Raw genomic sequence first — 13,066 nt, forward strand, 5'->3', positions numbered from 1 at the left:
AGAATCTGCTTGATAATAAAATCATCACTTATGAACAGTGGGGCTTGTAACCCTAGTGTGCTCTGCGATAATGCGAATAATTGTAATGTTCAGTTTCTCTATAGGATGTTTGATGAGTAATAAAATTTATTTCAATACCCCAAGCAGGTTTAGTTTAAAACGTAGCTTGGTGAATGTGTCTACTCGCTTACATCACACATTAGCGCGCAAACATGCGATAAAAACGGCTAAGAAGTTATTGTTAACCCCTGTTCGTTTAAAGGTGAAAAATCCAGAGCCGAAAGGTTTGATTCGAGGCAAAGTATCTAGCTCGCAAGGTCAATTGACGACTTACACATTGGGTAGTGGGCCAATATGGTTAATCACGCATGGATGGTCAGGTTCAACTTCGCAGTTTTATCCATTAATGGCGCATATCGCTCAACAAGGTTTTACTGCATTAGCCTTTGACTATGCTGGGCACGGTGAAAGCGAAGGACAGCTTGGTCATTTGCCCGCTTTTGTTGAAGCACTTGAAGTGATGGCCGATTCGTGTGATGAGATTGTCGGTGTAGTGGCTCATAGTATGGGAAGCGCGGCATTGCTTGAGTCTAAGCATCAAAAATTTCAATCGGTTCCTTTACTGCTGGTCGCTCCGGTTTTAAATTATTTAGAGAATTTGATGCAAACCGTGAGTCGTTCTGGTTTTTCAATGAAATTATTTAATGCAGTCATTGCTGAACTTGAGCAAGAATATCAATATCCGCTACAAAGAATTAATCCACAACAACATTTATTAGACCGCCAATCGGCGACCATTATTGTGCATGATCCCGAAGATAAGTTTGCCAATTATTCCATTAGCGAAGACATGGTAACTCGCAGTTCATGGGTCGATTTAGTGACGGCGAAGAGTTATGGACATAGCCGTATCATGAAATCTCAAGAAGTGATGGATAGTTTTGATTCGTTATCGAAAAATAAAGCTTGAGCTCTGGCTTAGGTTTGTATACAACATAAGCCAGTTTATTGATTATACTTTCATAAGGAAATGAAGATGATAAAAGAAAATGCGTACTTTGATGGCAATGTAAAATCACTTGGTTTTACTCAGCAAGATGGTGATAGTAGCGTTGGTGTAATGGCGGCAGGTGAGTACACTTTCGGTACCGCTGCACCAGAACGAATGACCGTTATTAAAGGTGCTTTGACGGTAAAATTACCAAATACTCAAGAGTGGGTTACCTATCAAGCTGGTGAATCGTTTAATGTGATTGGTAACTCATCATTTGATCTACAAGTACCAGTCGATACTGCTTATTTGTGTGAATATTTGTAGTAATTGATTGTAAATAGAATTGAAAAAAGACACAAAGGCCAACACTTTATTGTTGGCCTTTGTTTATTAGTGAAGGTTCATTTTATTATGCTGTTTTTATTTGCACAGTACTTTGGCTTTTAACAAAGAATATGCAGCCAGCTAGAATAACCAAAGGAAGCAATGGATCAAACACACTGCCTTGACTACCAAAGATAAGATTTAATGTCATGATAAGTGTTCCGCCAATCGCCCAAGCAATAGTCGTTGGAATAGTCCAGATAACAAGCTGTTTCTTTACTTCTGTAACCCCCATCAAGCGATTAACAATGTGGAATAAGCTATCATTAAAATAACCGGCAAATAAGCTACCCATAGTTGCTGCTGATGCGGCAAATAACATATTCACGTCTTGCATTTCTGCCAATACTGGCGCAGATATTGAAGCTGCAGTAATCATAGACACTGTACCACTACCTTGGATAATACGTACCAACGTAGCAATAATAAATGGAATCATAATAGGTGAAATCGCAAGTTCTACAATCTGGTTAGCAATCTCTGCCCCTGCACCTGATTCACGCAACACACTGCCTAGCGCACCTCCAGCCCCAGTAACAAGAAGAATAATGCCACAAGTCGAAATTCCATCTTCTAGTTTAGAGGTCGTCTCTTCTTTACTTAGGTAAGGAGTGAGAGTATATACGGCCAATAAAGTGCTGATTGAAAGTGCGATAATAGGATGCCCAAGGAAATTAAAAACGGTTCCAAATGTGCTGCTTGATAATCCTTCTATATTAAATTGTTTTTCAGCAAGGCTCATAAGTGATTTGATTAAAATTAACACAATTGGAACTACAATTGGCATAATTGACTTAATCAGCGAGGGGAGTTCTTTAGAGGCTTTTGAAGCCATATAGTCATCATGGACTTTTTTTAGATCAGCATCTGCATGAATTTCTGCTGGAATAACAGTAAATTCAGGAAAATGTTTTTCAAGCCAGCGAGAGTATAAAATAATACCGTAGACACAAGGAATTGCGATAAGAAGACCAAATCCTAACATAGAAGCGAGATCAACCTTGAAGATACTTGCTACACCTAGTGGACCTGGTGTTGGAGGGATACAATGGTGTGCGACCACCAATCCACCGGCCAGCGCAACCGTTAAGGTTAAGATTGAGCGATTTGATGTCTTTGCTAATGACTTTGCAATTGGGTATAAAATTATAAGAGCGCTATCAACAAAGACAGGAATACTTACTATATAACCTGTAATTGCTAAAGCCATTTCTTCTTTTTTCTTACCTAACCACTTGATAAAATGATATGCAATAGATTCTCCTGCACCAGAAGTTTCTAAGATTGCTCCCATCATGACGCCTAAACCGATGACTATACCGATCCCGCCTAACGTCCCACCAAAACCTTTACTGATAGCAGACATAGTATCATCCACACTTAAACCACCAATTAACCCTGCAATACATGCAGCAATTAACATAGCGATTAGTACATGGACCCTTGTTCTTAATACTAAAAATATTAAAACGAATACGGCTATTATTAAGCCTATGACAGATATAGGTAACATGAGGTAGACTCCCTTCTTTTTATTAGAATATTATTATTTGTTTTTATTTATGTAGCTATTTAAAATTGAATCAAAATTAGAATCCTTTATGAATCTTAATGATAATTCCTTGTCGTTATTTATTGATTTTGGCCAGCTTGAAACTATTTGTTCTATACTTTTATCTTTTTTATAAGTAATAAAATCAAGACAAGATTGACCTACTGAATTAACAAGGCTATCAATCATTTCTTTTGGTGATGTCTGTAAACCTGGAAGGTTGATGGTACGAAAACCTGTCAAAGAATTTGTATCTATTTGGCTAGCATGAATGATATTTTTAATAACACTATCTGGGCTAGATACCCATAAAGGTAAATTAATATCTACAGGACAATTAGAAGTTTCTTGTTTTAATGGTTCACGAATAAGACCACTGACAAAAGATGATGCTGCTTTGTTTGGGACTCCTGGCCGAATGCAAATTGTAGGTAAACGTACTGACACTGCATCGACAAAACCTTTTCGCGCATAATCATTGACTAGCAATTCACAAATGGCTTTTTGTGTACCATATGATGAACTTGGTTGCATCGCAGTCATGTAATTAATTTTTTCTGGTAAGTCACCGCCAAATACTGCTAAAGAACTTGAGAAAACAAATCGAATATTAGGATTTACCTGACGACAACGATCTAGCAACAGTTGTGTCGCTTTCAAGTTAACTTGCATGCCAAGTTCGAAGTCTTCTTCTGCATGACTCGATACAATTGCAGCTAAATGAAAAACGTGTGTAGTATCTTTATCTATTATTTTATTTATTTCACTCTCAACAGTAATATCGGCTACAATAGATTTAATCTTGGAGCTAATGAGCCTGTTTTCTGGTAATTTTACGCGGTCGACAACTTTAATGCTATCTATTGACGGATATTGTTTTAATAAATTAATTAACAATTCTGAACCTAAAAATCCAGAACCTCCAGTTATTATAATATTCATGTTATTACCTTTTATTTTGTTATTTTATTATTTTGTTTATTATAAGTACGGTGAAATCCAATTTAATCCGTCTTCAGTTTTATTTTTAGGATTGTATTCACAACCAATCCAGCCGATATATCCCGATTTATCTAATATATTAAATAAATAGGGGTAGTTAGTTTCTCCGTCCGCAGGTTCATGTCGGTCTGGTATAGAGGCTATTTGGACATGGCCTGTATATGGTGCGAGATCTTGAATTAAGTGTGTGAGATCACCATCCATAATTTGCGCATGGTATAAATCGAGTTGCAGTTTCACATTTGTTCTATCTACTTGCTTGATCAATTCAACCGCATCTTTTTGATGGGAAACAAAGTAGTTAGGTACATCTCGGTTATTTAAAGGCTCTATCATTAACTCAATATCGTGTTTCGCAAATGCATCGGCTGCGTAACGAATGTTTTGAATAAAAGTGTCGACGTGATCTTGGTAAGAAAATTCACTATCGAGCAGTCCGGACATGGCATGCACTTTTTTACAGTTTAACGTAATGGCATATTTCAGAGCGGTTTCGACACTATCTTTGAATTCTTTCTCACGCCCAGGGATAGCAGCAAAACCACGTTCTCCTGCATCCCAGTCACCAGGAGGCATATTAAAAAGTGCTTGCTCTAAGTTATATTGCTTGAGTTTGTTCGCTAGATCTTGAGCGTCATAGGCATAAGGAAACAGAAATTCGACTGCTTTAAACCCTGAATTATGCGCTTTTTCAAAACGCGCTAAAAAATCTACTTCTGTAAATAACATGGTAAGATTTGCTGCAAACTTGGCCATTATTTACCTCTCCCTTTTAAGTCTTCGACTTCTTCTTCGCTTAAATAACGGGTTGGCTTTCCGCTTAATAAAAATGCCAGTTTTGCTGTTTCTTCAAGTTCTTCTGCATTATCAACCGCGTCAATGAAATCGGTCCCTGTAATAATGGGGCCATGATTTGCAAGTAAAAATGCGCGATATTTACCGGCTAACTTGGATAGCTCTTCTGCGATTTGCGGATCGCCCGGACGAAAATATTTCACTACAGGTAGTTCACCAACACGCATCACGTAATAAGGAGTAAAGGCTTTAATTGCATTGCTATAATCTAAGTTTTCTATGCACGAAAGCGCGGTTAAATATGTAGAATGCAGGTGTACTATGGCATTACAGTTAGGATCTTTTTCATAAATAGCTAAATGAAAAGCCACTTCTTTTGAAGGACGTTTACCTGAAATATGGTTACCGTCTTTATCGACAACAGAAAGTTCTTCAGCGACTAAGCGACCAAATGATGATCCAGTTGGTGTGGCGAGGAAATGTCCATTTGGTAATTTTAGAGATAGGTTTCCAGCCCCTCCAGTCGCATATCCACGTTCAAACATTGAGCGTGCAAGCTCCACCATTTGCTGTCTTAATTCCGTTTCGTTCATTTAAAATACTCCTGAGCCGTCATGAAGAAGGATTCATCGCCAAAGTTGCCTGACTTAAGCGCAAGGGATAATGAATTATTGATGGATTTGACCCAAGGAACACCAGGTGCGATTTGAGGACCAATATAAAATCCGTCAACTTGCAGGCTTTGAGTCACAATGCCTGATGTTTCTCCACCTGCAACGATGAAATTACCAACACCGTATGCTTGAAGTTTGATAGCAAGTTGACTGAATATTCCTTCAACGGCTTCGCTTGAAGCTTGAGCACCATATTGCTGTTGAATGCGTTGCAATTCATTGGCATCCGCTGTGGCATATATCATGGGTGCCCATTCTTGATTTAAGTGACTAACCACCCAATCAAAGACTTCATCGCTATAGTTTTCTTGCGTTAGGCATTGTTCAATATTTAGTGCGTAATGTGAGGCATAAGCTTTGTAAGTCGTAACTTGTTGGTTGGTCATAACAGAACAAGAACCAGAGAAAATCACGGTTGCTGCTTTCTGTGGGTAGCCTGCGAGTTTGGCATTGGTTTGGTCTTGTAAGTGTTCGATCCAGTTTTTTGCAATGCCGGCAGCAAGGCCTGAACCGCCCGTAACCAGCTTAAAGTTGGATATCGATGCCCCAATATTATCGAGATGCTCGGCTTTAAATGAATCGACGACCGCATAACGCTTGCCTTCTGATTTTAATTGATGAAAGCGTTGTTCAATCTGATTGATTCCAGCCTCAATGGTTTGATAATTCACAAGCCCAGTTTCACCTTTCGATTGAGCATCCATTAAATGAAGTAAATTAGAATCCGTCATAGGTGTGACTGGATGGTGACGCATACCAGACTCACTTAATAATTGATCCATAACAAAGAGGTGACCGTTAAAAACAGTACGTCCGTTAACAGGAAGAGCAGGGCAGACAATCGTAAAGTTTTCTCCTAATGCATCCAGTAAAGCGTCTGTTACCGGTCCAATATTACCTTTTGCTGTGCTATCAAAGGTTGAACAATATTTGAAATAAAATTGCTGACAACCTTGTTGCTTTAGCCACTCTAATGCATTGAGAGAATGAAAAATGGCATCTTGAGTTGGGCAAGAGCGTGACTTCAAACTTACAACGACAGCATCTGCATTGAGATCCAAATCTTGAGAAGGCACACCATTGACTTGAATGGTCCTCATGCCATTTTCAACCAGAAACCCCGCAATGTCAGTGGCTCCGGTAAAGTCATCTGCAATAACGCCTAATAACATGATTATTTCTCCCCATCTTGTGGTTGGCCGCTTTCGGTGCCAGGTAGGTTGATACCATCAAAGATTTTGATAACAGCACTATCGTCTTCTTTGCCATAACCTGCATTACTTGCAGAGACGAACATGTTTAAGGCTGTGCTTGATAAAGGAAGTGGAAATTGCAAATCTTTTGCCGTATCAGCGACTAGGTTGAGATCTTTAACAAAAATATCCACCATAGAAGTTGGCGTGTAATCACCATCGACAACATGTTTCATGCGATTTTCAAACATCCATGAATTACCAGCGGCATTGGTGACGACGTCATACATTAAATCGAGAGGGATATTGGCTCGAGCTGCAAGTGCCATCGCTTCTGCACCTACAGCGATATGTACACCTGCAAGCAATTGATGGATGATTTTTACTGTGGCACCTAATCCTATTTGCTCACCAATGTTATAGACCTTAGCGGCAGTTGCATCGAGCACAGGCTTTAGTTTTTCAAAAGCAATATTAGGACCAGAGGCCATGATGGTCATATCGCCTGTTGCGGCTTTGGCTGCACCACCGGAGACAGGTGCATCCAGCATAATAAGTTGGTATTGCTTTAATTTTTCATCTATTTGTTTTGCGTCTTCTGCTGAGATCGTCGCAGAAACCATAACAATAGTATTTGGCTTTAATGCAGTCGCCAGACCTGACTCGAACAAAACAGAGTTAACTTGTTTTGCATTAACGACCAATACTAATACTGAATCTAATTGTTCGGCGAAATCGAGAGCATTACTAGAAACCGCTTTAGCACCTGACTGTCTGAGTTCTTCTAATGCGTTAGGGTTTAGGTCGATACCAAAAACATCAAGGCCTGCATGAATGCAGGATTTGGCTGCCCCCATTCCCATTGATCCTAATCCAATAACGCCAACAGATTTTACTTCATCACTCATATGTCACCTGTTCAATATATGTTAAATAATGTTCATGTTTGTGATTATAGGCACTAACCATCTTAGTTAAAGTGCTCTTTATCACAATTATTAACATAAATTAACACTATGGTTCAGTTTGAACTTTAGCGTTATTTCGTAGCCACTTTGTTTGATGTGATGATACTCATTCTTTAATTCACATTTATTCACATGAATGTGATAGTTTGATATGCTGAGCTTATAAGATATTGAATAAACGGTAATTAAGATGATTCCTGTAGAAAGACAAAAAAAAATTTTAATGTTATTAAAAAGCCAAGAAGTCATTAGTATTTCTGAGTTGGTCGATCTATTGAATGTTTCTCATATGACGATCCGCCGAGATATTGAAAAGTTAGAATCCATGGGGAAAGTCAATTCTGTTTCGGGTGGGGTACAACTGACTCAAAGTATTCATAGTGAATTATCACACGATGTTAAAATTACTCAATTTTCTTCAGAGAAAGATAGTATTGGTCAATTGGCAGCAAACTTTATTACTCCTAATAGCACGGTTTATTTAGATGCGGGTACGACTACGTTAGCTATTGCTAATCAAATCAGTCAACGTGATGATCTATTAATTATCACTAACGATTTTGCCGTTGCCGCTTATCTCATGACGAATAGCTCTCATGAGGTGTATCACACGGGTGGTAAAGTGGACCGAAATAATCAATCAACGGTCGGTTCGAAAGTGGCGGATTTTCTATTTAGTATGAATATAGATATTGCATTTATTTCAACGTCATCATGGAGCTTGAGAGGATTGTCGACACCAAATGAAGATAAAGTAGTAGTAAAAAAAGCTATAGCAAAAGCATCTAAGTCAGTTTATTTAGTCTCAGATGCATCTAAATACGGGAAAGTAGCGACATTTCATGCCCTTGATATTGAAAGCGTTGATACAATAATTACAGACTCAACGCTTCCTGAAAGTGTGTGCTTGGAACTTAAGGATAAAGGAATAGAGATTTTGAGAGCTTGATGAAGATTTGTCTAAGCTTAAGGCTGTTTAATTTATAACGTATTAATAAAACATATCTCTCATAATTTGTAATCACTTTATATCAATGGGATGATTAACTATTCTACCTAAACTCCTAGTGCGGCATGATGCCGCTATATTCAGAGATATGAGCTCAATATGTATAAAGGAATAGCATGAGTGCAATGGCGGCAATTCGCCCTCTGATACTGCTCTGTATCAGTTCTTTCTTTTTAATGATCAGCCACGGTTTAAGTGGTTTATTGCTTCCTGTTCGATTGGCCGATGAGAGTGTCGATGTACAGTCAATTGGTGTGATCTTATCGTTGTATTCTGTGGGCTTTTTGCTGGGTGCAGTTTGGGCAAAGAAGATCTTACGCCGTATTGGTTTAGTCCGAACTTTTGCTATGTGTGGCAGTTTAGCCTCGACTGCGATTTTGATCATGGGGCTCGATTTTAATACTTATGTCTGGTCGGTAATGCGCGCGGTGATGGGATTTTGTATCGCCTGTGCAATGGGGACGCTCGACACTTGGTATAACAGTGTTTCAACTGAATCTAACCGTGGCAAAGTGTTGGCGGTAAACCAAGTTGTCATACTCGCGGCGATAACTTTAGGGCAATTTGGGCTGATTCTTGCACCACCAAGTGAAGCTACTTTATTTATCATATGTGGCTTATTGTTCAGTATTTCGATTAGCCCTGTGGTGTTTATTTCTCACTTTGAACCGAAGATCGAAACCTTTACGCCGATTTCTTATCGTGAACTTTTCTCGCTGTCACCTTTAGGTTTCGTTGCCTGCTTTTTATGTGGTGTATTGTACTCTATCGTAATGAATATTCTGCCGTTATATGCCAATGATGTAGGTATGGATAAGCTGCAGATCTCGATGTTTATGGGGGCAGCAACCGCTGGTGGAATTATACTACAGCTGCCAATTGGCTATTTATCCGACCGTTTTGAACGTCGTAAAGTCATTTTATCGGTTTGCTGTATTTTGCTCCTTTCTACTCTCTTTTTGGCTTTTAGTTTAAGTCAGTCGACGTTTATTTTATCGATGGTGCTGGTAGCGATAATGATGGGAATTATTGCGTGCTTATACCCATTGAGCATTTCAGAAACCTTTGACCGTGCATTAAAAATTCAGCTGGTTCCTGTGCTGTCTGGATTACTATGTGTGTATGCGGTTGGTTGTATTGTGGGACCGTATTCTGGATCGTTAATGATCAAAACTTGGGGAAATGATGCTTTGTTTTCTTTATTGACTTTGTTGGAATTTGGCTTGGTGATTTTCATTCTATATCGGATGTCTGTGAGGCAAGCTCGCTCTGTGGAAGATCAAGAGCAGTTTGTTATGCATACCCCATCCTCTATTTCTGAAGAGCTGGATCCTCGAGTTGAATATCAGGAATATTCAGTCTTTTTTGATCGTGCTTCTGAGCAGTTCCTTGTCCACTTAGAACGAGGAAGTTGCGATGCAATTCGTTATTTAAAAACCTTGTCACAAGTACAACCTGAGTGGCTAATTCCATTAATTAAAAAGGTGCCAGATCTGAATCAGATCGATGTCATTTCTTTATACCGTTCTTTGTCTTTAAGTGCTCCTGAACGATTAGATGAGTATGTATCAACGGTGAGTGAATTAGACTATCAACAAGCTGAGAAATTGGCAGAATGGTTATTTGATAAAGAACCAGAGGGTGCTTATGCGTCACTGGCAGCAATGACAACCGCAAATGATAATGAATCGATTGGTATGATTGAAACCTTAGTTCAATCTCATCCGGAGAAGCTGCCAGAGTTTACTCAACAGTTGGTAGGTAATGTCGTTGAAAATACAGAGAGTATGCGTGCAGCGGATAGAGAAGCGACAGATATGAACCATGCAGTTTCGGATTTACTTTCAACGGTAGAGCAATCCGCACCACAACATACTCAAGAACTGGTAGCGATTATAGAAGAAGCCATCGCTGAGCATGAATTAGATAGTAGTGTGTTCGATCTTCCGAATGAAGAGAGTGAAAACATAGCAGACAATAATATACCCAAGTAACTTCAAATCTTGACGTTACTTGGGCATAAAATGACTACAAACTATACGTTATCAGACTTGCCCGGTACCGCAATAAAGCCTGTTGTGATGTGCTCATCTTTGGCTTCAACATGCTCGATCACTTGTCCAATATAGGTTTCTACTGTATCGCCTACTGCATCGTTATCTTCGGTAAAGTAGGCTAAATGAAAGACTGCATCGCCTTCATTCACTAACGGTAGTGTTTGTTGACCAATCACAATGCCATCTTTTGGCGCAAGCATAGTGATTTCTTCATGGCCAAGAGGCGAGCTAATGTAAGCTAATACCTGGTCTTTATTCACTCGATCACCCAAGGTGACCATGGTACGTAAAATGCCATCACTATCTGCACGGATCCAACTAGTGGATTTAGCAGTGACAGACTCTGGCATTTTCTTACGGCTTGGACGATGCATACCAAGCTCTTGCATAACACGTAAAACGCCAAGAACCCCAGCATTAATCGCAATGGGTTCAAAACGTAATGCTTCACCAGCTTCGTAGGTTAGTACTGGAATACCGCGTTTTTCAGCTTCTGAACGAAGTGAACCATCGCGTATTGCAGAGTCGATAATGACAGGCGTACCAAACGCTTTTGCCATACGTAAAGTATCTTCATTATCTAAACAAGCACGAATTTGTGGTAAGTTTGTTCTATGTATCGCACCAGTGTGTAAGTCAATAATGTAGTTGGCTTTTTCAGCAACCTCTGTGAAAAAAGTATGGGCAATACGTGATGCCAAAGAACCTTTTTCTGTTCCCGGAAAGCAACGATTAAGATCGCGGCGATCAGGCAGATAACGAGATTTATGAATAAAACCAAAGACATTAACGATAGGCACCGCAATTAATGTCCCTTTAAGTTTACTCGCATCCACTTTTTCAATGAGTTGGCGAACAATTTCTACACCGTTTAGCTCATCACCATGAATCGCTGCGTTGACCATTAATACTGGGCCAGCTTGCTTACCATGAATGATTTCAACCGGAATGGATAACGGTGAGTGGGTGTAAAGCTTTGCCGCTTCAATTGCTAATACTGCTCTTTCACCAGCCTGCACGGTGTAGTCCATGAATTTAAAAGGGGAACTTTTTCTTACTCTTTTCTTTTTTCCATGTCCTGAATTAACCACGCCCACGAGTTCTTACTCCTTTTGCCGACGCATTTTTTTCAATAAATTCAACGATCATAGAAGCGACGTCTTTACCTGTTGCTGCTTCAATCCCTTCAAGACCAGGTGACGAGTTTACTTCCATCACTAAAGGTCCACGAGAAGAGCGAAGAAGGTCAACACCTGCCACATTTAAGCCCATGATTTTCGCGGCCGCGACCGCTGTTTTACGCTCTTCAGGGGTAATACGGACTAAAGATGCAGTACCACCACGGTGCAAGTTAGAGCGAAATTCACCTTCGCTTGCTTGTCGTTTCATTGCCGCAATAACTTTGTCGCCAATAACAAAACAACGAATATCTGCGCCACCGGCTTCTTTAATGTATTCTTGCACCATGATGTTTGCTTTTAGTCCCATAAAGGCTTCAACGACACTTTCTGCCGCTTTACGAGTTTCCGCTAGAACCACACCAATGCCTTGAGTACCTTCCAACAACTTGATCACAACTGGAGCACCGCCCACCATTTCAAGTAAATCTTTAATATCATCAGGTTTGCTGGCAAAACCTGTGATTGGCATACCAACGCCTTTACGCGATAACAATTGCATAGAGCGCAATTTGTCACGAGAACGAGTAATCGCTACCGATTCGTTAACAGGATAAACACCCATCATTTCAAACTGACGTAATACCGCCGTGCCATAAAATGTTACTGACGCGCCAATACGAGGTACGATAGCGTCGAAATCTTTCAGCTCTTCACCTTTAAAATGGATCTCTGGTTGCTCTGAATTAATGTTCATATAACAGCGTAACGCATCGATCACTTTGACTTCATGACCACGACTCTGACAAGCTTCAATTAAGCGCTTAGTTGAGTACAAAGAGCGGTTGCGAGATAAAATTCCGATTTTCATAAATCGTGATCCTTAGTTAAAGGTGAAGGAATTAAAAATGATGCAGTAGGGTCGACAATAATACGATGGTGCATTGCTGTGCGACCTAGCAACATTCTAAATAACATATTTTTTCTATTGGTAAGCGTGACCTCAATTGGCCATTGCTCACCATTAAAAGATAACATGGTTTCGATAACATAACGTTGTTCTTCATGGCCGCCGGAGTCTTTCACCGTTCGTTGGTCGATCACTTTAGCCACACATTCTTTGACGAGTTCATCGTTTTTCTGTTGAGGGTGAATCCAAAAGTGAACCCAAAGATCACCATCTTGTTTAAATGGTTCAATCTTAAAAGTATGCAAGCAAGAACTGCGCGCACCGGTATCAATTTTTGCTTTGATTTGTTCAATGCCAAGCTCGGGTAAAGCCAACATTTCCCGCCATCCTACAATGATTTTTTTGGTCAT

At 39.7% G+C, this 13,066-nt stretch carries 13 protein-coding genes; 4 read left to right on the forward strand and 9 right to left on the reverse strand.

Annotated features, from left to right (window positions below; all coding sequences use genetic code 11):
- Nucleotides 1-112 precede the first annotated feature (112 nt).
- Together ACN0T8_RS06865 and ACN0T8_RS06870 are read left to right on the forward strand one after the other, a co-directional pair.
- Nucleotides 113-970, forward strand: a complete 858-nt coding sequence (locus ACN0T8_RS06865) for an alpha/beta hydrolase (protein WP_417879893.1) — start codon at nucleotides 113-115, stop codon at nucleotides 968-970.
- A gap of 66 nt (nucleotides 971-1,036) precedes the next feature.
- A complete protein-coding gene (locus ACN0T8_RS06870; protein WP_417879894.1) occupies nucleotides 1,037-1,318 on the forward strand; it encodes a pyrimidine/purine nucleoside phosphorylase in 282 nt (93 codons plus the stop codon).
- Nucleotides 1,319-1,403: 85 nt separating this feature from the next.
- On the opposite strand, the gene ACN0T8_RS06875 is transcribed toward ACN0T8_RS06870, so the two are convergent.
- The 6 genes from ACN0T8_RS06875 to ltnD are packed head-to-tail and all read right to left on the reverse strand — an operon-like array spanning nucleotide 1,404 to nucleotide 7,502.
- A complete protein-coding gene (locus ACN0T8_RS06875; RefSeq protein WP_417879895.1) occupies nucleotides 1,404-2,891 on the reverse strand; it encodes a GntP family permease in 1,488 nt (495 codons plus the stop codon).
- A 33-nt stretch (nucleotides 2,892-2,924) separates the two neighbouring features.
- Entirely contained in the window at nucleotides 2,925-3,872 is a 948-nt protein-coding gene (denD, locus tag ACN0T8_RS06880) for a D-erythronate dehydrogenase (protein WP_417879896.1), read from the reverse strand.
- A gap of 39 nt (nucleotides 3,873-3,911) precedes the next feature.
- A complete protein-coding gene (otnI, locus tag ACN0T8_RS06885) occupies nucleotides 3,912-4,688 on the reverse strand; it encodes a 2-oxo-tetronate isomerase (RefSeq protein WP_417879897.1) in 777 nt (258 codons plus the stop codon).
- Nucleotides 4,688-5,320 carry an aldolase gene (locus tag ACN0T8_RS06890; protein ID WP_417879898.1) on the reverse strand — a complete coding sequence of 211 codons (633 nt, stop codon included), beginning with the start codon at nucleotides 5,318-5,320 and terminating at the stop codon, nucleotides 4,688-4,690. Before ACN0T8_RS06890 ends, otnI begins: the two co-directional genes overlap by 1 nt.
- The gene (otnK, locus tag ACN0T8_RS06895; protein ID WP_417879899.1) at nucleotides 5,317-6,573 is read right to left on the reverse strand and encodes a 3-oxo-tetronate kinase; all 1,257 of its coding nucleotides are present in this window, start codon (nucleotides 6,571-6,573) and stop codon (nucleotides 5,317-5,319) included. Before otnK ends, ACN0T8_RS06890 begins: the two co-directional genes overlap by 4 nt.
- A gap of 2 nt (nucleotides 6,574-6,575) precedes the next feature.
- Nucleotides 6,576-7,502 carry an L-threonate dehydrogenase gene (ltnD, locus tag ACN0T8_RS06900; RefSeq protein WP_417879900.1) on the reverse strand — a complete coding sequence of 309 codons (927 nt, stop codon included), beginning with the start codon at nucleotides 7,500-7,502 and terminating at the stop codon, nucleotides 6,576-6,578.
- Between the two features lie 250 nt (nucleotides 7,503-7,752).
- On the opposite strand from ltnD, the gene ACN0T8_RS06905 reads away from it, so the two are divergent.
- A complete protein-coding gene (locus tag ACN0T8_RS06905) occupies nucleotides 7,753-8,511 on the forward strand; it encodes a DeoR family transcriptional regulator (protein WP_417879901.1) in 759 nt (252 codons plus the stop codon).
- Nucleotides 8,512-8,687: 176 nt separating this feature from the next.
- Entirely contained in the window at nucleotides 8,688-10,565 is a 1,878-nt protein-coding gene (locus tag ACN0T8_RS06910) for an MFS transporter (RefSeq protein WP_417879902.1), read from the forward strand.
- A 41-nt stretch (nucleotides 10,566-10,606) separates the two neighbouring features.
- Here ACN0T8_RS06910 and ACN0T8_RS06915 read toward each other — a convergent pair whose 3' ends face one another.
- The 3 genes from ACN0T8_RS06915 to ACN0T8_RS06925 are packed head-to-tail and all read right to left on the reverse strand — an operon-like array spanning nucleotide 10,607 to nucleotide 13,066.
- Nucleotides 10,607-11,659 carry a succinylglutamate desuccinylase/aspartoacylase family protein gene (locus ACN0T8_RS06915; RefSeq protein ID WP_417879903.1) on the reverse strand — a complete coding sequence of 351 codons (1,053 nt, stop codon included), beginning with the start codon at nucleotides 11,657-11,659 and terminating at the stop codon, nucleotides 10,607-10,609.
- Between the two features lie 52 nt (nucleotides 11,660-11,711).
- Nucleotides 11,712-12,617, reverse strand: coding sequence for a 30S ribosomal protein S6--L-glutamate ligase (gene rimK, locus ACN0T8_RS06920; RefSeq protein ID WP_417879904.1), 906 nt, complete (start codon nucleotides 12,615-12,617; stop codon nucleotides 11,712-11,714).
- A complete protein-coding gene (locus tag ACN0T8_RS06925) occupies nucleotides 12,614-13,066 on the reverse strand; it encodes an ATP-dependent zinc protease (protein ID WP_417879905.1) in 453 nt (150 codons plus the stop codon). Before ACN0T8_RS06925 ends, rimK begins: the two co-directional genes overlap by 4 nt.

Origin of the sequence: Vibrio sp., from assembly GCF_048266485.1 — a bacterium.
Taxonomy (GTDB): domain Bacteria; phylum Pseudomonadota; class Gammaproteobacteria; order Enterobacterales; family Vibrionaceae; genus Vibrio.